Here is a 20281-nt window from a genome sequence, read left to right as displayed (position 1 = left end):
TATCAGTGGACTGTGATATTTCTGTCAAGCAGGGAATATTGCTGCCAACTCTGAATTGAAGAGATTTTGACGAGTCAACCTGCACCATCAGCAGACGAACTAAGCCTATGAGCTACCTAAACCTACTTTCTTTTCTCGGCATTTTTGGTCTCTGTGCGGTCGCTTGGCTATTCTCTGAAAACCGGAGCCTACGTGTTTTTCCTTGGCGGGTGGTGATAGCAGGCATTCTATTGCAACTCGTGCTGGGAGCCTTGGTATTTTTGTTTCCTCCTACTAGAGCGGCACTCCAAGGATTTAGTAGTTTATTAGATAGTGTCTTTTTGGCCGCAGATACGGGGGCGAGCTTTGTCTTCGGCAAAAACCTCGTACCCTTGCCTAGCAGACCTGCGGATGTCAATTTAGGCTACATTTTTGCCTTTCGCGCCTTGCCCACAGTCATCTTCTTTTCTGGCTTGATGGCCTTGCTCTACAACATTGGCGTCATCCAGGTTATTACTAATATTTTTGCTAAGGTTTTTTACGCGGTTATGCGCCTGAGTGGGGCAGAGGCCCTGAGTGGAGCCGCTAATATCTTCGTCGGCATTGAGGCGGCGATCGTGGTGAAGCCTTACCTGCCCAAAATGACGCGCAGTGAACTCTGTGCCATTCTGTCTTGCTGTTTTGGCACCGCTGCTTCCTCGACCTTGGCGATCTACGTCAGTTTCCTGCGGCCTGTCTTCCCTAACATTCTGGGACACCTGGTTTCAGCCTCGATTATTGCCATTCCTGCTTGCTTTGTCCTGTCCAAGATCTTAGTGCCAGAAACCGAAGTTCCCTTGACAGCGGGCGGCATTCCGATGGAAGAAAAAGCCACGACCCGAAAAGAAGCAGCGGTTGTAGAGTCAGATTTTGAGGACGCGCCTAAGCATGAAACGGTAGGTGGAGAGCCGATCGAGCGCGTTAGCCCAATGGACGCAGCCATTGTGGGGGCGTTGGATGGGGTCAAAATGGCGGTGGCGATCGCTGCTGTACTGATTCTGATCTTGGGTTTAGTCTCCTTAATTAACCAAATTTTTGCTGCATTAGCTGCTATTCCTGGCCCCATTGGGCAAATTTTTAGTGTGGTGACGCTGGCTAATATTGAGGGTGTGCTCTTCTTGCCGCTCACCTTTTTGACGGGCGTTTCCTTAGATTGGAATGAGCTGTGGCAATCCTCGGTAATTATTGGCCGCAGACTGCTAGAAACAGCGATTCCCCCTTATCAAGCGCTAGCCACCGCAGCGGCTTTACCCGGAGCAGAGCGGGTGATTAGCGATCGCGCTGTATTGATTATTAGCTATGCCCTATCTGGCTTTGCCCATTTGGCTTCAGTAGGAATCTTTGTGGGAGGCACGATCGCCCTGATTCCGTCTCGCCGCAAAGATATTTCCGAACTGGGTTGGAAAGCGTTATTTGTCGGCACCTTAGCGACCATGATGATCGCAGCAGTGGCAGGTGTCTTTTACCAAGAAGGGAATGGCAGCATCTTAGGTGACCAACCTCCAGCGATCACTGCGCCAGCCGTAACTCCTGGTGCCTCACCAACGGCATCCCCCACTAGCCCAGCTACGACTGTGGCCCCAAGTAGCCCCAGCGCTACCACTCCAGCAACTGCGCCCGCTACAACCGCACCAACGACATCCCCAGCGGCTAGTCCTGCTGCGACTATTCCTCCCGTAACCAGTTCTCCCACGGTCAGTCCTAGAGTTCAGGCTGCGCCTCAAACTGCGCCGACTGCAACAACTTCACCTACGACCTCGCCCGTAGGAACAACACCAGCTACCAGAGCTACCCCATCGGCTTCTCCCCGTCCTTAATGGGTAAGAGGGGCGATCGCTCAGGCAATAGCTTGTAAAATCGGGACATGATGAATCCTGACCCCGAAGTTCGCCGCCTCCTAGATATCATGCCTGCCTCCGGGCGGATGCTCTGCCGCATTGTGAACAAACCAGAGCAATCGCGGGTGATTGACTACTCTTATCCGGTGCCTTGGTCACCCAATCGCCCAGTCTTCATCAACTTTGACCTGTGGAGCCAGTTATCTCGGCCTCAACGAGATCTAACGCTGTTGCGAGCGGTGAGCTGGTTGATTGGGATTAAGTGGTTTAAACCAGACCTCTATCGCGGTTTAATTGCCGTTGGCTTGGTGGGGGCGGGTGTAGAAGCGTTACAGGGAGATGCCGTAGGACTGCTGATGGCAGGAGGACTAGCAGCGATCGCGGGCACTCAAATTTGGCGCTCTACCCAAAGTTCGCAACGAGAACTCGAAACCGATGAAGCCGCGATTCGAGTAGCTTTGCGTCGGGGCTATACCGAAGCGGAAGCGGCTAGGCATTTGCTGGAAGCGATCGAAGCAGTGGCTCGGATTGAAGGCCGACTCCAGTTGAGCTTTACAGAATTAGTTCGTTGCCAGAATTTGCGAGCGATCGCAGGTTTGTCTCCTGTCGCCACACCAGAAACCTTAAGGCAAGAATAGCCCCTATTATGACTGCTTCAAGCAGTGGTAGAGCTGATAGCTGTAGCCATGTACTCCAGAATTCACCTTGGGGTCAGCCGCACAGCCTTGATCTTGTAGAGAAGTGGGCAACGCTGATTCTGGATTGGTGTAGAAATTCACGAGCCACAAATCGAACGGTCGGGGGAGAGCCGTCAAGTTTCGCTGAAGAATTTGGGCTGATTGTTGGCAGGGAGTTTGCTTGGGATTACAAGTCTGGTGCGCCAACAAAAACTGGGGCGAGTTTTTGTTGGAACTGTCTGACGCACTATCATGCCAAAATTCCCAGGCTAGTCCCATTAGTTCTCCCGTTTGGACATGGGTATTGTGGGTAGTGGCAATCAACGTCGGTACTTGTGATGTGGCTCGAATCACGGGAGCCAATAGGTCGGGACGATAATATTTGCGGTAGCCCAAATTATTAGTGACGGTCAAACCGCTTAAAACTCCCATCAACAACACGGCAAGAATGGCTGGTTTGCCATATTTTTTGGAGGGAAGCCAGGTGCGTTGTGGAGTCGAGGAGGGATGCTCTGTGGGGGTGCGATTAGCAGAAGCTGAATTCCAAGCAGTCGCTAGACTTGCGCCGACCAGAGCCATGACCGCCGGAAAATACATAAAGTTGTAGCGAGCACCACGAGTCAGGTCAGTGCCCAAGCCGTAAGTAATCGCAAAGATCAGCGCGATCGCTCCCAGCACAAATCCTGCCAAAACTTGTACTCCTGGGCCAACTTCCTGACTATGCCATTGAGCTTTGAAACCCTGATGCAAAAGGGGAATGGCCCAGATGAAATAAATTATCATGATTACCCCAGAGGCGATCACAATCGGTAGCAGTTCCGCTTCCACAGGTAAGAGAGATAGCATGGTGATCCAGGCGGCTAAGGCTTGAAAAATAGGGCCAATCCAAGCCATGAGATTCCAGCGATCGCTCGTTTCAATCCACTCGGTCAGGTCGCTGCCATAGACAGATTGCAAGGCTGGTAGCCAAATTAAACTACCTACGATTGTGCCAGCTACCACTGCGTAGATGCGTTGCCAGTAAGGTCGTAACCAAGCGCTTGGGTCTTGGCGACTCTGAGTGATCGCTTGTCCAATCAAGACAAAAGCTTCCGCAAATAGTGTCAGACCGAAAAAATAGTGCGTGGCAATGCCCAAACTGTTGACCACCACCCAAGCCAAGCCGATCCAAATGGGCAAACGACGGCGATCGCGGAGAAATTGGGTAGCAAGGATAAAACAACTGAGCGACGCAATCACCCACAAAATCGAGAGAGTGTAGTGTCGGGCTTCTTGCGCTAGAAACAGGCCATAGGGAGACACCGCCATCATCATTGCCGCTAGTTGCCCAGCCAAGCGAGAACGGAAGGTGAGCCAACCCAAGCCAAACATGGCAGGAATAGATACAACTCCCAGCAAAGCAGGCAGCGATCGCCCCACCCAAATCGAGACCAAGCCGTTTTCTGGAGAAAATAGCTGCATCCATAGATGCGCCAAGACAAAATACAAAGGTGGATGGGTGCTCTCACTCATCAGGTGTTGCAGCAACCCATCAATGCCTGCGGTTGGGTCAGGTTGCAGAGGCTCTAGGAGACGGCGGATGGTAATGACTTGATCGAGGGGAACCGTACGAAAGCTATTTCCCAAACTGAAGACCAAGGTGGAAAATTCATCGGTCCACAATGCCTTATTAGCCAAGTGGTTAAAGCGTAGTGCTGCACCCAGCAAGATCCACCCCAACAACAAACAGGGATGCAGCCAACGACTATGGGAAAGAGCCTTCAATCAACACCGCCTCAGCGAGCTAAAGGGGTAAAACCATCAAAATCGGGAAAGCCAGAATAGTATAATGGCTTTTCTATGAAGTGCGCTCCTCAGGTTTATGCATAACTTTCTGCCCATCGCTTACTTTAGAGACCAGTTCGTGCCCTTTGGTGAAGCTAACCTCTCCATTGCAACTCATGCCCTACATTACGGAACTGGTGCGTTTGGTGGCTTGAGAGGCATTCCTGATCCTCAGAACGATCAGCAGTTCTTGTTGTTCCGCTTGGATGCTCACTGCAAGCGATTAAGTAATAGTGCTAAGTTTCTGCATTACGATTTACCAGTCGATAAAATTCAGCAAATTCTAGTTGATTTTGTCAAAAAAAATAGACCGACTACTTCTTTTTATATTCGTCCCTTTGTTTATACTTCTGATTTAGGGATTGCTCCTAGACTGCACAATATTGAAAAAGATTTCTTTGTTTATGGATTAGAGTTGGGAGATTATTTATCTCCTGAAGGTGTGAGCTGCCGCATTAGTTCTTGGTATCGCCAAGAAGACCGTAGTTTACCGTTGCGTGGCAAAATTAGTGGCGCTTACATTACCTCTTCTTTAGCGAAAACTGAAGCAGTAGAATCTGGCTTTGATGAAGCGATTTTGATGAACTCTCAAGGCAAGGTCAGCGAAGCTTCGGGCATGAATATCTTTGTGGTGAGGAATGGCAAAATCATCACCCCAGGATTTGATCAAGATATTTTGGAAGGCATCACTAGAGACAGTGTCTTGACGATCGCGCGTGATTTAGGGATTGAAGTAATTGAGCGATCGCTGGATAAATCAGAATTATTTGCGGCGGATGAGGTATTTCTTAGCGGTACTGCGGCTAAAATTACGCCCGTCCAGCGGGTGGAGAATTACCACTTATCCACAGAAAGACCCATTACGGAAAAGCTCAGAGAGAAGCTGACTGCTATTACCGAAAATCGTGACCCTAAATATCAAGATTGGGTCTTTCCGATTGCTGTGTAATTTGGCTGGCAACAAAAAAACCCCAGCCATAGCCAGGGGTCACAATCAGGGTGCATCTACCACTCCTTGTTTCACAACTACGTGGCAATGATCCGGAAAGTTTCTTGAGATAGAGCGATCGCGGTTGCAGATTCACTACACTGTCGGCATATAACTGCAACCAGGAGGAAATTCGATGCGAACGCTGTCAGTAGACATTGGTGGTAGCGGTGTAAAGGTGATGGTGTTGGACGAGGCGGGCCATGCACTCACGCAGCGATCGCGGGTGGAAACCCCCCAACCTCCTATTCCGGATGCCGTGATTGCGGCGATCGCCCAGTTGACTGAGGGCCAAGGCGAGTTCGATCGCGTTTCGGTAGGTTTTCCGGGTGTAGTGCGTAACGGAGTGACGGCAACGGCTGTGAATCTTGACCCTAGCTGGATCGGGTTTAATTTAGCAACTGCGTTGTCTCAGCGCTTAGGTAAGCCTGTGCGGGTTGCGAATGATGCCGATATGCAAGGCATGGGGGCGATCGTAGGTAAAGGGGTAGAACTTGTGATCACCTTGGGGACTGGCTTCGGCTCGGCTCTGTTTGTCAACGGTCACTTGGTGCCCAACTTGGAAATGGGGCATCATGAGTTCCGCAATGAGGAAACCTACGAGCAACAGTTAGGCCGAGAAGCACTCGATCGTGTGGGTAAGAAAAAGTGGAACCGTCGCTTAGAGAAGGCGATCGCGTCTTTGGAGCATCTGTTTAACTACGATGCTCTCCATATCGGGGGCGGCAATACCGACAAAATCGCGATCGAGTTACCAGCCAATATCAAAGTTGTGCCCAATGTGACTGGTCTATTTGGTGGCATCGCTTTGTGGCGTGATGCGTCTGTAGGCAACCCAGATCAACCATCCTAACTCTGGCGAAACATGCTCAAACCAGTTCTGCTTCTACTGGTCTCCAACATCTTCATGACCTTCGCTTGGTATGGTCATTTGAAGGATCTAAAGGCAGCTCCGCTTTGGGTTGCCATTGCTGTTAGTTGGGCGATCGCTTTTTTTGAATACTGTTTCCAGGTGCCCGCCAATCGCATTGGTGTAACCTACTTCAGCCTGCCCCAGCTAAAGGTGTTGCAGGAAATTATCACGATGCTGGTGTTTGCAGGGTTCAGTGTGGCTTACATGAAGGTGCCCCTGACCCGCAATTATTTCTTTGCCGCAATGCTTCTAGCAGGTGCCGCTTACCTAATTTTCAGCGAAAAACCACGATGAGCAAATTAGAGTGAACGCTGTCAAGTTTTACGAGTATTGGATGGGGCGATCGTGTCTTTGGAGTATTTCCTTGAAATTGCAAATGAGAAGAATTAACAAGTACTGAATATTTCCAGAAAACTTAATTCTTGCCTAGATTATTGTCTCCTCAATCCATAGTCTTGATTAAGAATGTGCTAGCCAAACCATAATAAGAGCAATGGTCGCTGGAAAGGTTTGAAGTACAAGTGTTGTAGGTTTAAGTGTGACTGCGCCATAAAGGCCAGCAACGATAACACAAACTAGAAAGAAGATCGGAATAGATATGCTTTGGCTAAAGGCTCCCCAAAGTAAACCGGCCGCCAGAAACGCATTGTACAAACCTGCATTATTAACAATTGGAGCAACCTGACTGGCAATATCAGCAGAAAATCCTAATCTTCCATAAACCGATGGGTTTTGCCAGAAAAACATCTCTACCACCGAAATGGCGATATGGATAAAACCAACAATTGCAACAACGATGGTAGAAACGGTTTGCATAGCGTCCCTCGCTAAATAAATCAGTCTATTCTAGAACCAAAACCCTAGAAAATTACAAGCTTTTAATTACTCATTAATAACCATATCTTTAGTTTTCTCGACAGCTTTATTCAGCGTTTTCGCTGTCATAGTAAGAGGGTCTTGTGAAATTCCAAGCATATACACCTCATCTAGATTATGATGCTTCTCCAATGCGGATTCATGAATGGTGAAATAAATGGGTGTACCAGTATGTGCATAATCTGGCATCCTTCTTTTGTTCCTGTCATACATTGCTTTGAAAAAACCAAAAATTGGATTTGGGTTTTTGTCCACTCCAGCTACTCCGCCAATTCCAAGTTCTTCCTCTGGTAGTGCATCAATTGGTGCTGACTTGAAGACGTTTCCAGTTGGAAATGGCAGCATAGTGACAAAATCTTCTGTGTTGGCTATCCGCCAGTGCCGAATACCTAATCCTTGAAAACTCATCGCAAAATTTCTGTCTCCACACCGAGGGCTGGCAAAGGTGTAAAGTACAATATTTTCAGGGTTCGTAAAATGGGTGTTCTTTAAAATATCTGGGATTGCTAATGTTGCCAGCGCCCCACCTAAGCTATGGCCTGTGACAAAAACTTTAGCATTTGGTGATTTTTGATTAAGTGCTGCAATGAGTTTCTGTCTTAGGCTTATGTAGATACCTCTAAAACCTGCTGTTACAAACCCAAATTCATTATCAATTTGCGGAATAACAATCGAACTTTGATTTTCCTGCACAATACGCTCTACAATCTCCTCCTTAATCTCTACTTTTTGTTTTTTTCTATCAGTACTATCTTTCAAAGAAACAAGCTGGATATTTGCATCCTTAAACCACTCCACGAAGCGCCTAGTACCTCGGAAGATCACATATATATTCTCACTGCTAGCGTCAGAAGCAACAAATCCAAAAGGGATATCTCTCTCTGCAAGTTCAGTATGTAATTGGTACGGCTTCTCTAGATTGAATATTTGTAAATCACTTCTTGATTGTGAATTATTTTTTTGTTCGAACAAATCAAACTGCTGGTACGCTTGCTGGATCAACCCTGCCAAGGTTCGAGCCATAGAAGGATCAAATCCTTCAGGATAGGTATTAACTTGAGAAACAATTACTCTGTCTTCTGTCATGTTGGGATGGGATGAAGAGGGCATAACGTTTCCTTAAATCCTAAAAGTTAAAAACAGTGATCAAATAGATTTTCTCTATATTCCAGCAGGACTTTAGTTGACTGATTTTACTTTAATCTCTACCTATCTGGTTTGTCAGTTGGAAAAGGTCAGGAATAAAGTCAGACAAAAGTCAGGCATATCTAAAGCAACTATCCAACCAAACCCTGTTAAGCTTTATTGGTTAAGAAATTTATTACGACTAGTAAGTTTATTTGATCTCATTGTTAATTGCTCAAATTTGGGCAAGCAGTCATTCTATTGAGCGATCGCCCGGTATGGCTCTAATAGTCCGTCGAGTAGGATGATGAGTATCCCGGCTGACTACATGAGTTTTATCAATTGTGTTTAGAAGTAGTGTTGTGTTCTCATTTAAGTTCTTAGGCCTAGCGATGCTGGGGATACTCCCGATCGCGATCGCCTGTACCGAGCAATTATCACCCACTGCCCCAGTGTCCAGTGCTAGTCCTGCTACATCACCCAGCCCGAGTGCTTCGCCTGCACCCTCAGCCAGCCCTACGAACGCGATCGCACCAGGACAATATTGTTACCGTGCCGATTTGCCAACCCTCACATCGGTATTGCGTTTAGCGGTAGCAGCGGATCAGACGGTCACTGGGGACAGTCAGGCCACCATACAAAATAAGTCTGAGGGCTACTATTCTTCCTATGCTCAAAAGATTTCTGGATCTTTGGCAGGAAATCAACTAAAGGCTCAAATTCGCACCTGGATTGAGTATGACGTTCAAGACACCCAGGAAACCTGGAGCACTACGCCCAAGGAGGTTGTGACGCGGCAGGCTAAATTGGTTGCTGCCGATTGCGAAGAGGTGCGATCGCGTTTTACAAATAAAGATGGATTGGAAGCGCGTGATCTCCTAGATGCGGCCTCTGCCGTACGTACGAAGCAAGTACAGTTTGAGGCAGGTCGTAATGGCACTGTCATTAACCATGCTGTCATTCGGGGAGAACGAGATGTGTACCTGCTCAAGGCTCAAGGAGGACAGCAAATGAAGATCGTCCTAGTCTCGACAGAACAGAACGCCACCTTTGATGTGGTGTCTCCCAGCGGATATATTCTGACTACCGGGGCACAGTCAGAAACGGTGCCTTTGCCCCATACTGGCGACTATCAAGTGATTGTCGGGAGTACCCGCGGCAATGCTACCTATGAATTGCAAATCACGATTCAGTAAATCTAGAACTTTCAATCTAGGCTGGCGATCGCCCCAAACAAAAAACCCCCAGCCGTAGCTAGGGGTCACATTCAGGGTGCATCTACCAGTTCTTTATTCGCAACTCCCGGAGAAGAATCAGGAAGGATTTGCAAAGGATGTGTGATTTAGCACATCTAGCTTCGCAGCAGAAGCGATCGCATCCTTTGGCTCCTATTCGTTAATCTGGCTGGCTAAATTACGACCAACGCTCCAAGAGGTTACTTAAATCCTTCATCTTGATTGGTTTGCTCAGGTAATCATCCATGCCTGCCGCTAAGCACTTTTCTTGGTCTCCAACCATTGCGTAGGCAGTGACCCCAATAATGACTGGATAATGTTCCTGTCCTTGGCGCTGGCGTAGTCGTCGAGTTGCTTCGTATCCATCCAGCACAGGCATCTGGCAGTCCATCAAAACAATGTCATAGGAGGTTGCCGCGAGTTGATCCAAAGCTTCTTGCCCATTGTTAACTGCATCCGCTTGATAGCCCAGCTTTTGCAGCATTTTGATTGTCAGCATTTGGTTGAGGGGAGTATCTTCTACCACTAAAATTCGAGCTGTGGGTATGGCGTAGGTGCTAATGTTTCCTACCGCTTGAGTGGCGAGTTTCTGGGGTTGGCTGGGAGCAAGCTCTAAAGGAGCGGTGAACCAAAAAGTGGACCCTTGTCCTAAGGTACTTTCAACCCCAATGTCTCCTCCCATCAAGCGCACAATTTTTCGGCAGATGGTGAGCCCTAATCCAGTGCCTTCATACTGCCGAGTGGCTGATGTCTCAACTTGGGTAAAGGGTTCAAAGATTCTGGATTGGTCTTCTGGAGCCAAGCCAATGCCTGTATCTTGCACGCTAAAGTGCAGGGTTACGGTTGAGTCTTCCTCCGACTGCTCTCGCTGCTCAATTCTAAGAACCACCTTCCCGGTGGTAGTAAACTTGATGGCATTGCGGATGAGGTTGGTCAGCACTTGTTGGAGGCGATCGACCGGACCGACTAGCCATTGGGGAATCTCTGGAGCGATGCTCGTAATTAGGGGCAACCCTTTAGCATCTGCTTGGGGCTGAAACAGATTGGTCAAATCTTTAATCACAGTCCGCAGGGCGAACTTGGTGGAGTGGAGTTTGAGCTCCCCAGCTTCTAACTTAGACAAATCAAGAATGTCATTAATAATCGCTAGTAGGCTTTCGCCACCGTGGCTAATAGACTGGATATACTCTTGTTGTTGTTCATCCAAGGAAGTGACTTCGAGCAACTGCGTAAAGCCCAAAATCGCATTCATGGGAGTGCGAATTTCATGGCTCATGTTGGTAAGAAACTCACTTTTGGCTTGGTTTGCCTTCTCTGCCTGGGCTGCAGCTTCTCGCAGGGCTGTCTGAGAGGATTCTAGGGCCGCAATTAGGAGGCTGTGTCTTAGTTCTTGAGCCGCTTCAATTTCTAAGGGTTCCCAAGGTAAGGAGTGGTCTCGGACTAGCTCTTTCCACACTTCAAAGGAGCCTCTAGGAGAGAGCCGTACTACTCCCTCGGCGGTGACTGAAACTGCATCACTAGGATTGCCCGCCCACTTAACGGTGTAACGCTGTTCTGGGCGGAACCAAATGATGTGATAAGACGTATGTCTCACCATGATGGAGATGGCTAAAACTCCGCTAGCGGCTTCTTTGAAAGGTTCAGCCTCTGGGTATTCTTCAACGAGGCTGTCTGTGTAAAATATCTCCTGTTTTTTGTCTACGAGTAACCAATTCAACAGGTCTTGAATTTGGGTGTTGCTGGGAGTTTGACCTACCAAAATAGCTTGATTACCTAGGGCGATCGCGACTCCTTGGGCCTGTACTAGATTTAAGAGCGTCTCTTGGTTGCGTTTGAGTACGGTGTCAATCCGGTTGGGATACTTCAGCAGATCTTGTCTGAATCCTTCTTCAATGCGTCTAATGCGTTCACGATAGTTTTGTAGTTCTCGCTCTTGCTGCAAAACCAACTCGACAGAAACCAGTTGCCCTAGCAACTCGCATACCCGCCGCGTTTCATATCCCACCAACTTAGGGCTGTAGTGATGACAAGCCACCAATCCCCATAATTGATTTTGATCAATCAAAGGGATAGACAGAGAGGCCGAAACTCCCATGTTTCGCAGATATTCTAGGTGGCAGGGAGAGACGCCACGCAATCCTGATTGGCTAAGATCAAGAGGAGCCTCAACACTTTCAACCGCAACTAAATTGACAGGCTGATAATGCACATCTGGAATGACTCTCAGCCACTTGCGGGTAAATAAATTCCTAGCGACAGAGGGGATGTCAGCGGCAGGATAGCGTAAGCCCAAGTAACTCTCTAAGCCGGAATTCAGTTCCTCCGCTACGACAATACCGCTGTGGTCGGCATCAAAGCGGTAGATCATCACGCGATCGAACTGAATCACCTTGCGAACTTCTTTTGCCACATTCTGAAACAGCTCTGTGAGGGTGGAAGCTTGTTTGATGTTGACCAAAGCCTGAGTCAATTGGCTATAGAATTCACCCGATTGAATTGGATTGGTTGACGGCATCGGTTCTAGTTCCAACACGATCGCCTGATCATTTCGATGCATCGTGGCTAGAAAGGCCGCTGCTTGTGAGCTAGAGGCCTCGCAAGCGGGTGGTGCTTTGAGGTTGATAGCAAAGGGATGAGAAGTGTCCGCCCCATTTTGCAACAGCGCTGTAATAGACTCGACTGTTTCGTCAGTAAAGATATGCGATAACGGCTGACCCAGTAAAGACTCTGAAGCTAGACCAAAGTATCCTTGGGTGTTCTCGCTGAGTTGGGTAATCGTGAGGTCTGGCTCTTGCAAGGCCAAGAGTAATCCATGCGGTTGGATTTGCCCAATGATGTGGATGGGTTCGCGATCGTCTGCCGCTAAACCAACCAATTCAGAGGTGACTCTCTTCAAGGGCTTCATAGTGAGCGTCTGGCCTGTGTCAGTTTACGTCTCTAGTATGCCCACTGCAAGCGATCGAACGCTGTTCTTAAAGAACTGAGCCGCAAATTTTCCTGAAACCAATTTGCTTCCTAACAAAAAAGCCCTAGCCGAGGCCAGGGGCTGAAATCAGGGTGCATCTACCACTCCTTTATTCCTAGCTAATTAAACTACGTCCGGAAAATTTTCAACGATGGTCAATTAGGTGAGTGGGTTAGGGGTTGAAGTGCGATCGCAACGCAAGTTATCTTTGTTTGACAAATTTCATTTCACCATCTGGCTCAACACTGGTAGGCAGCCAACCTAAGTGGAGGTAGAACCCATAGGCTCTTAGGGTTGGGTCATTCCCTGTCAGTAACCAAATCTCTTCAGCTCCCTGCGACCATAGCCATGCTTCAGCTTGTTGCATCAAGGCGCGGCCTGCTCCTCGACCTTCATAAGCGGGGAGGACAAACATCCCAAAAATAGTTTTCTCTGTGGCATTGGCGATGGAGAAAGCAATGGGTTGATTGTCAATTTCCGCAAGCCAGGCAGCGCAATCAGTTTGCAACATCCCAGCCACGGTTTCTGGAGTAATACCTAGCGCCGCAATCTCCTCACGGGATTGATGATTTTTAGTGACGCTGGTTCTGATTTCAAATAGAATTTCGATGTCTTCAAGTTGCCCGACTCGGATATGCATTTAAAGAACCTTAGAGATCAGGGCGGGAGGAAAAACGTTTGAGTAAATTGGAGATGTAAGACCATATCAACCAGCTACCAAACCCTGTCATAATTAGCCCCATTGAATATGTGGCCCAACGGCTATCTTGCCGCAGTGACAAAGATTGGATTTCTGAATTTTGTAGAAACGCATTGATTTGAGCAGCTTTTCCTTCCGTATCGCTAAAGCCATGATTCACTGGAAAATGAAGTTTGCCATCGGGTAAGAGCAAAACTAGCTGTCTTAATTTTCCGTGGTGTTTAACCTCTGCGCCTTCTAGTTGCGTCAGCGGGAACGGAACGACTTTTTTTCCTAATAAACTAGATAGCATTAGCTTGCAAATGCCGAGATTGGAGTTGGGGCGATCGCAGCTTAAGGTTGCAAGCTGAGGATGGGTTAAGAATATTCCACCTTGAGTCAGCAAAAGGATTGTGAACAGCGTTGTCACACACGCTTGCCCCAATTCGGTGGAAGCGCCTTGAAGCATAAATGAGCTATATCCCGATCGGTGTTTTCCAAATCTACCCTGAAAATTTCTCATGCTGACTTATCGCTTGGAGCCTGAAGTTTATTCACTCCAGTGAAGGGATACAAGCTGACGGAGCCAGGTTTCGGGTAGAAACTTGCTATGGGGAGAAATTAGGCGGTTGGCTGGGTAATGGAGTGAAAGATGTAGCGATCGCGGCCTTGGCGTTTGGCTTCATAGAGAGCTTCATCTGCTGCTGCTACCAACTGTTCTGGAGAAGCTGTGTTAGTTGGCACCACACTGGACACACCTATGCTAATGGTGAGAAATTCGCTCACCTCTGAATTAGGATGTGGGAATTGAGATTGGTAGATTTCGTGCTGAATGGATCGGGCCACCGCGATCGCTCCCTTGAAATCTGTAGATGGCAAAACAATGGCAAATTCCTCACCACCATACCGAGCTACTAAGTCAGCTGGCCGCTTCACGGTTTGTTGTAGCACCTGAGCCACTCGGCGCAAACAACAATCTCCGCCTTGATGTCCATAGAAATCATTGTATTTTTTGAAAAAATCAACATCACAGAGAATTAGCGATAAAGCCTGCTGTTCGCGTTGTAAGCGATGCCACTCCTGCGCCAGGTATTGATCGAAATAGCGACGATTGGCAATTTGGGTTAATCCATCTACTTCAGAGAGGCGTTGCAGTTCTCGGTTGGCTCTCTCTAGTTCGGCAGTGCGTTCCTCGACCCGTCGTTCCAACACATAGTTGGCGTTTTCTAGAGCGGTAAAAGATTGTTGCAATTGATCAGCCATGCGATTAAATGAATGACTGAGCAGTTCTAATTCATGGACTCCTTGTGTGTTCACGGTTTGGGCTAGATTGCCATCTGCGATCGCTTTAGCTGAGGTATTGATTTGTAGAATCGGCTGGATAACTTTGTGAGCTGTGACAATCCCAGTCAGAATGGCAATCATCAGGGCGATCGTGCAGAGCAGAATCGTATGACGAGTATTAATGTTGATCTGCTGCATAAAATCTGATTCTGGGATGACAACTACGACTAGCCAATCCAGACCCAGGTCGTCTTGCCAGGGCATGATCTGCACAAACTGATGCTGGTTTTGTGAAACAAGCCTCAGTTGTTGACGATGCTGAATTCCATGCAGGCTACCGAATTGCTGATTTAAAGCAGTAGCGGTTGATTGAATGAGGGAATCAGGGCTGTCTGAGGCTTTGAGGCGGGTGGGGGTGCCATTGACAACCTTGAAAGACTCTGTAGAGCTGGAACTGGCAATCATCCGTCCGTCTCTTTCCACAATAAAGATGGTAGTAGAGGCGCTGATTTTGAGTTGCCGGAGAAACTCGCTAATTTGAGACAAACGTTGCTCAATCGCGATCGCTCCAATTAGATTTTTGTTTTTGTCATAAACTGGGCTACTAATGGCGATCGCTAAAGGATTAGTCGCAAGGCTCTGCCACGTGTAGACGGAGGTCCATTTCGGTTTACTCGTCCGCATGACCTCTGTATACCAAGCCTCCTTTTGGAACGGGTAATATTTCCCTGTTTCCACAAACCTACCGCGATTTCCCTGCGAGTCTGGCTCATAGATATAGAGACGATTATCTCCATATCGCTTACTACTCATCCGCTCGGTAATCAGCTCCAGAGGATAGGTTTGTGGTCGTCCTACATCTACATATTCTCCGATTTTGGCCCCAAAGAGGATATAGCCGACCTGATAGAGCTTTGCTTGCTTCCAAAAGAAGCGTCCTAAACCATCTTGATCTTTGGGATCAACCAAGCCAGAACTAATGGCTGTAGCGTTCAGTTCATTGAGCTGACGAGCGTTAGTTAAGTAGCAGTCAAGATGGTGATTAATTTGTTGAGTTGCTTGGTTTTGGAGATTAACGACGAGTTCGTTGACCGCTTGTTGCCCATTACGAAACGACCAGTAGCCCACCAACCCTACTGTAATGACCAGTTGTAGGATAAAAGGGACAATTAGCAGTCCACGCAGGGGTAAATTTCTAGGCTGCCGCAGGGGGCACTGGGGCAGATTTACTGTGGGACGCACCGTAACCAGTCGCTCAAGCTTGCTCGACATAGGCTTATGGAGTTGTTGCAAAGGGGGCTACCGAACGACTGTAAAGCTTTCCTGAGACAACCCAAATTAATTTCTCAGCCGTGTATTAAGCATAAAGTTTATTTCTCTGAAGGCAAGAATGCCCTGAATCACAGCTTTCCTAACGCGATCGCTTTGCTAAAAAACAAGGAAAAAGCTAATAGGTTGAAAGCCAAATTCGCGATCACTTTCAATGTTCTACAAAAGCTTGAAATTGCTGGTCAGTGAGTCGTCCAGCTTGGTGGAGTGTATGCGTGATTTCAGAAATGCTTAAAACTGAGTGGGCTTGATAGCCTTGCTCTTGCAGTCGCGTTTTAACGCCTTGTTCATGGTCGATAAACACCACAATATCCTCCACATTTAAGCCTGCTGATTTCAGCTTTTCGGCTCCTTCGATCGCGCTTTTGCCACTGATTAAAATGTCATCTACCACTACTACCGTTTCACCAGGCTGAAAGTTGCCTTCAATCACGCGACGGGTTCCGTGAGCTTTAACTTCCTTACGAGGGAAAATCATTGGGTAATTGAGGCGGAGTGACAGGCCAGTAGCAGTCGGTAAAGAACCGTAGGGAATCCCAGCAATGCGATCGAAACTTAGATCTTGCAGAATATCCGCGTAAGCGGTTAGGACTTGGTGGAAGATTTGAGGATTGGAGATGATTTTGCGGAGATCGATGTAGTAGGGAAAAGTAGCACCAGAGGCTTGCACAAACTCCCCAAATAGGATGCAGCCAATGTCATAGAGCTGCAGAATTAGATCTAAATGTGGGTGCTGATCTAAAGGGCAAACATCGGGTATCCATAGGTCGCAGTTAGAAGCCTGACCCACCAGTTCTACTCGAATTTGGTTGACTTCTTCGCTCAACGACTGAATGGCTCTACCCAAATGCTTGTTGCTGACTAAATCCTGGGGCACCGGAATCAGTAACCCATCTCCCTCGAAGCTCAAGCCTGCGGCTAGCAATGCGGCTAAATCACTATCTTCGGCCCAGATACTCCGGGCTAGAATCAAGCGTTCTGGCGCGATCGCTCGAATTTTTCTCAATACTTCGGGTGAAGTGGTGCCGACTTCTAAGCCTACTTGTTCTGGCGTACCCCAGCTTCTCGCTTCCTGCACAACTTGAACATACAGTGGTTCCTGGGCGTTGGGATAAGTTTGCAGGGCGATCGCGGCTGGGTTGGAAGTGCAGCAAAGTACAAAGGCTGCCTTTCCGGGATACATCAGAAATGGCGCGATTTGGTCTTGGCCTGCATAGGGATTGAGCGTAATCGCATCCACCCGCCACTCCTCGAACACAGTCCGAGCAATTAAAGTGCTGGTGTTGAGGTCCGCATGTTTGGCATCTAGAATCACCGGGATATGCTCTGGGATAGCCGCAAGCGTGCGCTGGAGTAGTTCCAGACCTGGAGCGCCTAAAGCCGTGTAAAAACCTAACGTGGGTTTATAGGCACAAACTAAATCAGCGGTTTCCGCGATCGCGAATTGTAGCCAGTCCCATAACTGCTCGATCATCGCTTCCGGTGACGTGTTGCCAGGATGGGCGGGCATCATTTCTGGGTTTGGGTCCAGCCCCAAAAACAGCAAGCTCTGGTTGCGAGCGATCGCTTCATTGAGTTTGTCGAAAAAGCTCATGCAGTATTCCCCACCCTAAGCTGTCTAGTTGCAGATACGGTCTCCTACTGAAGATTGGCTGGCTGCACCGGAATTGTCCAGTTTCAGCGCCGAAAAACAACAGCATTTAACAATTCGATCAGTCTTCTAGGGAAAGTTTTCATAGAGGCTTTTACTAAATCATTAGGCTTGACTCGGCGGCAACTATGAAAACTGTGGAACAAACTGCGACAAAACTGGTTCTGCGTCACCGTCCTACTCAAGTTTGGAGGTTGGCCGCAGGCATAGCGATCGTCTTGCCAATACTGCTGTTGTGGCTGAGTGCAAGCAATTCCTGGCTAAACTACCTCTGGTGGTTTCCCTTATTTGTGGTCTTTTGGTTTGGTTGTGGAGCGCTTTTGTTTATTGTTGCGGGTCAAGCTATCACTTATGAGCTTGATAAAACAGCTCACAAATTAACGGTGCGACATCACAGATTACCCAAGACCCAAACCACTGAAGTTGATCTAAAAGACATTGTGGACGTGCAATTGCAATTGAGTAGTTGGCAGCATGATTCGAATGCAATCTATCAGGGTGTGCTGTTATTGCGAGGCGATCGCGTGTTGACTCTACACTGCGGTTTCAATGCCAGTCGTCAAGATAAAGAGGCGATCGTCACTGTGATTCGGCAGTTTTTAGGAATGCAACCTTGAGCAACTTCTCCTGGAAGCTGAAGATTATAATCCCGCAAACCATTCATAACCTTGATCTTCCCAATAACCTTTGACCCGTCCTAATTGGCTCATTAAGGTGATGCGAGTCACCCATTTACTCTGTTTGTAGCCCAGCTTGACCGGAGAGGCTAAACGTAACGGAGCTCCATTTTCTACAGGCAAAGGTTCTCCGTTCTTCTGGTAAGCCATCAAAGTTTGAGGATGCAAGGCCGAAGGTAAATCCCAACTGCCGTAGTAGCCATCCGCAGACTGGAAGTAGGCATATTTCACCTCTTGCTTTGGTTCTGCCAGCGCCACTAGCTCTCGCAGCCTGACGCCCCCCCATTGCACGATCGCGGCCCATCCCTCGACACAGACATGACGAATCACCATCGAAGTCAGGGGAAGTTGCTGAATCTCAGCCATACTCAGACTTAGAGGTTGGTTGACTTCTCCATCAATCACTAAGCGAAAAGTGGTTGGATCAATTACTGGGTTACCCCGAAAGGAATTGACAATCAAGGCTTCAGGTTCGATCGCTCCTAAAGGAAATTCTGGAACCAGTTTTTGGGGTTGAAATAATAGAGTTTCTACTCGCTGATTTAGCGGCTCAGACACTTTGCCAACAATGTCTTCAAATAACGGCCCACCGCAACCGCCCAAAAGAAAACTTAGGCTGGAAAGCCCAGAGACTTGTAGGAATTGCCGCCGATTGAGCTGATTGAACTGAGACTGGGGAACCCGAATCAAACCCATTATCCTATCACCAAAGTACTCTCTATCAAAACACTGCCGACCAAAACACTATCTACCAAAACATAGATTCCAGCAGTCGTGAGCCACCTGCTTTCAAACCTAGCCAAGAGTGGGCGATCGCAAACAGCACCACAATGGGCACGGAGCTAAAATGCACAATCCGTAAGGCTTGCCAATCACCGAACATATCCACAATCCAGGGAAACTGGGCGGGTTTGTACATGCCAATTCCGGTCAAGACAGCTAGCAACAAAATTGGCACGATGACAGTGTAAGCAATACGATGCCAAGCGTAGATACGCCGTTTTTGGTTCTGGCTGTGTTGTAAAGCTTTGAGGTCGTTTTTGCCCACAAAGCGATGTCGCCACCGACGCGAAACCAAAACATACAGACCATACCACAGCAGATTCAAGGAGAATAACCACATCGCCGCAAAGTGCCAATGTCGTCCTCCTGCTAACCATCCTCCTAGCGCAAAGATAGGCGGAATTTGCCAACCTGCTCGGCCCCCAAATACAGGATTCGCATTATAAATTTGCAACCCACTGGTCAGCATGAGAAACAAGCTGATCAGATTAATCCAATGAAAACTCTTGGCCAAAAATGCCTGACGAGGCAGCCAAGGAGGAATCGTTTTAGCAGGAGCCGTTGCAGTCATAGGGTAGGGCTAGGGTAGGGTGATTGCACGAAAAGACGCATACTTGTATCCTACGCTGCCGACTTCGCTTACTAAGGTTTTACGGCAAGAAATCGCGCCTCTTCTGATGTACCACTACTTAAGAACTTGGTAAGCAACTGGTTTTCTCCATCGCTCTGGAAATTTGTTAGAGTTGATGCCCGCTTGGGTCAAAGACTCACTAATGTTTTTCGATGGGTTAAAGATGAAAATCTCGCTATATGAGTTTTGATATTCAGTAATTTTTGGTTGAATGACTTGTACTAAATTACTGCTCGCATTAGATAGCAGAAGAAATTCAGCATTGCGTTTGAGACGGTGGCTTAGCATTAAAACTTTGATATATTCCTCGCTACTAATGATCAATGGTTTATTTGCCTGATTAATCACTGGAGCAACCAACTCATAAGCTGCGCCTAGCTGAGGGCCTGAACTCTGATTTGACACTACCTTCACAAACAAATTAGAGGTGGAGATGCAGCTAGAGAGTAATATCAAGCTTAACAGCCCTATCCCCAAAAATCGTCTTCTTTGATCCCTATGGTGTAATTGCTGAACAATGAAAAAGCTAATGCCGATAATAAAAAATATAACTGCGGGTAAATAATATCGAACCTTATAAGCTAAACCATGACCCAAAAGAGTGCCGAGCAGCATCAGTGGCAACATCGTTCCATACAAAACAGATAAAACTAGTAAGCTATTCTTTTGAGTAGATAGAGCGTTTTCCAATCTAGTGAGGTACAGGTAGAGTGTAGAGAATTATTAGTGTTTCAGGGGCAATGAAAGCATACTCGCTTGACCTACGGCAAAAGATTATTGACACCTAC

General features: G+C 47.7%; 18 protein-coding genes. 7 read left to right on the top strand and 11 right to left on the bottom strand.

Annotated features, from left to right (window positions below; genetic code table 11):
• The first annotated feature begins 107 nt into the window (after window positions 1–107).
• Together H6F90_RS01295 and H6F90_RS01290 are read left to right on the top strand one after the other, a co-directional pair.
• Window positions 108–1835 carry a NupC/NupG family nucleoside CNT transporter gene (locus H6F90_RS01295; RefSeq protein WP_190549548.1) on the top strand — a complete coding sequence of 576 codons (1728 nt, stop codon included), beginning with the start codon at window positions 108–110 and terminating at the stop codon, window positions 1833–1835.
• Window positions 1836–1882: 47 nt separating this feature from the next.
• Complete coding sequence (locus H6F90_RS01290) at window positions 1883–2494, top strand: DUF3318 domain-containing protein (protein WP_242024270.1); 612 nt, start codon at window positions 1883–1885, stop codon at window positions 2492–2494.
• Window positions 2495–2500: 6 nt separating this feature from the next.
• On the opposite strand, the gene H6F90_RS01285 is transcribed toward H6F90_RS01290, so the two are convergent.
• On the bottom strand, window positions 2501–4297 hold the full coding sequence (locus tag H6F90_RS01285; RefSeq protein WP_190549546.1) for a glycosyltransferase family 39 protein: 1797 nt from the start codon (window positions 4295–4297) through the stop codon (window positions 2501–2503).
• A 97-nt stretch (window positions 4298–4394) separates the two neighbouring features.
• Here H6F90_RS01285 and H6F90_RS01280 point away from each other — a divergent pair, with 97 nt between their 5' ends.
• The 3 genes from H6F90_RS01280 (at window position 4395) to H6F90_RS01270 (ending at window position 6552) form a co-directional block, all read left to right on the top strand.
• Window positions 4395–5306, top strand: coding sequence for a branched-chain amino acid transaminase (locus H6F90_RS01280; RefSeq protein WP_190549544.1), 912 nt, complete (start codon window positions 4395–4397; stop codon window positions 5304–5306).
• Window positions 5307–5481: 175 nt separating this feature from the next.
• Window positions 5482–6198, top strand: coding sequence for an ROK family protein (locus H6F90_RS01275; protein WP_190549542.1), 717 nt, complete (start codon window positions 5482–5484; stop codon window positions 6196–6198).
• A 12-nt stretch (window positions 6199–6210) separates the two neighbouring features.
• Entirely contained in the window at window positions 6211–6552 is a 342-nt protein-coding gene (locus H6F90_RS01270; protein WP_190549540.1) for a DMT family protein, read from the top strand.
• Between the two features lie 165 nt (window positions 6553–6717).
• Here H6F90_RS01270 and H6F90_RS01265 read toward each other — a convergent pair whose 3' ends face one another.
• On the bottom strand, window positions 6718–7074 hold the full coding sequence (locus H6F90_RS01265; RefSeq protein WP_190549538.1) for a DUF1304 domain-containing protein: 357 nt from the start codon (window positions 7072–7074) through the stop codon (window positions 6718–6720).
• 66 nt (window positions 7075–7140) lie between these two features.
• Window positions 7141–8244 carry a lipase family protein gene (locus H6F90_RS01260; RefSeq protein ID WP_190549536.1) on the bottom strand — a complete coding sequence of 368 codons (1104 nt, stop codon included), beginning with the start codon at window positions 8242–8244 and terminating at the stop codon, window positions 7141–7143.
• A 407-nt stretch (window positions 8245–8651) separates the two neighbouring features.
• Here H6F90_RS01260 and H6F90_RS01255 point away from each other — a divergent pair, with 407 nt between their 5' ends.
• Entirely contained in the window at window positions 8652–9455 is an 804-nt protein-coding gene (locus H6F90_RS01255; RefSeq protein ID WP_190549534.1) for a hypothetical protein, read from the top strand.
• Window positions 9456–9672: 217 nt separating this feature from the next.
• On the opposite strand, the gene H6F90_RS01250 is transcribed toward H6F90_RS01255, so the two are convergent.
• The 5 genes from H6F90_RS01250 to H6F90_RS01230 form a co-directional block, all read right to left on the bottom strand.
• Entirely contained in the window at window positions 9673–12399 is a 2727-nt protein-coding gene (locus H6F90_RS01250; RefSeq protein WP_190549532.1) for an ATP-binding protein, read from the bottom strand.
• A 262-nt stretch (window positions 12400–12661) separates the two neighbouring features.
• Window positions 12662–13099 (bottom strand): GNAT family N-acetyltransferase, encoded by a 438-nt coding sequence (locus H6F90_RS01245; RefSeq protein ID WP_190549530.1) that lies wholly within the window; start codon window positions 13097–13099, stop codon window positions 12662–12664.
• A gap of 10 nt (window positions 13100–13109) precedes the next feature.
• The gene (locus H6F90_RS01240) at window positions 13110–13607 is read right to left on the bottom strand and encodes a hypothetical protein (RefSeq protein ID WP_190549528.1); all 498 of its coding nucleotides are present in this window, start codon (window positions 13605–13607) and stop codon (window positions 13110–13112) included.
• 152 nt (window positions 13608–13759) lie between these two features.
• Window positions 13760–15694: a diguanylate cyclase domain-containing protein gene (locus H6F90_RS01235; protein ID WP_190549526.1), complete on the bottom strand. Its 1935-nt coding sequence runs from the start codon at window positions 15692–15694 to the stop codon at window positions 13760–13762.
• A 208-nt stretch (window positions 15695–15902) separates the two neighbouring features.
• Window positions 15903–17345 carry a bifunctional orotidine-5'-phosphate decarboxylase/orotate phosphoribosyltransferase gene (locus H6F90_RS01230; RefSeq protein ID WP_190549518.1) on the bottom strand — a complete coding sequence of 481 codons (1443 nt, stop codon included), beginning with the start codon at window positions 17343–17345 and terminating at the stop codon, window positions 15903–15905.
• A 185-nt stretch (window positions 17346–17530) separates the two neighbouring features.
• Between H6F90_RS01230 and H6F90_RS01225 the strand changes: the two genes are divergently transcribed.
• Window positions 17531–18019: a hypothetical protein gene (locus H6F90_RS01225; protein ID WP_190549516.1), complete on the top strand. Its 489-nt coding sequence runs from the start codon at window positions 17531–17533 to the stop codon at window positions 18017–18019.
• Window positions 18020–18043: 24 nt separating this feature from the next.
• Here the strand turns inward: H6F90_RS01225 and H6F90_RS01220 are convergent, their stop codons facing one another.
• From H6F90_RS01220 to H6F90_RS01210, 3 genes are all read right to left on the bottom strand, one after another.
• Window positions 18044–18775 carry a molybdopterin-dependent oxidoreductase gene (locus H6F90_RS01220; RefSeq protein WP_190549515.1) on the bottom strand — a complete coding sequence of 244 codons (732 nt, stop codon included), beginning with the start codon at window positions 18773–18775 and terminating at the stop codon, window positions 18044–18046.
• Between the two features lie 52 nt (window positions 18776–18827).
• Window positions 18828–19433 carry a cytochrome b/b6 domain-containing protein gene (locus H6F90_RS01215; protein WP_190549512.1) on the bottom strand — a complete coding sequence of 202 codons (606 nt, stop codon included), beginning with the start codon at window positions 19431–19433 and terminating at the stop codon, window positions 18828–18830.
• A gap of 114 nt (window positions 19434–19547) precedes the next feature.
• Entirely contained in the window at window positions 19548–20120 is a 573-nt protein-coding gene (locus H6F90_RS01210) for a hypothetical protein (protein WP_190549510.1), read from the bottom strand.
• Between the last annotated feature and the right edge of the window lie 161 nt (window positions 20121–20281).

The sequence above is a fragment of the Trichocoleus sp. FACHB-591 genome (assembly GCF_014695845.1).
In the GTDB taxonomy this organism is placed as follows: Bacteria; Cyanobacteriota; Cyanobacteriia; order FACHB-46; family FACHB-46; genus Trichocoleus.
The sequence above is the reverse complement of the archived record's forward strand: the minus strand, read 5'-3'. Positions and strand labels throughout refer to the sequence as shown.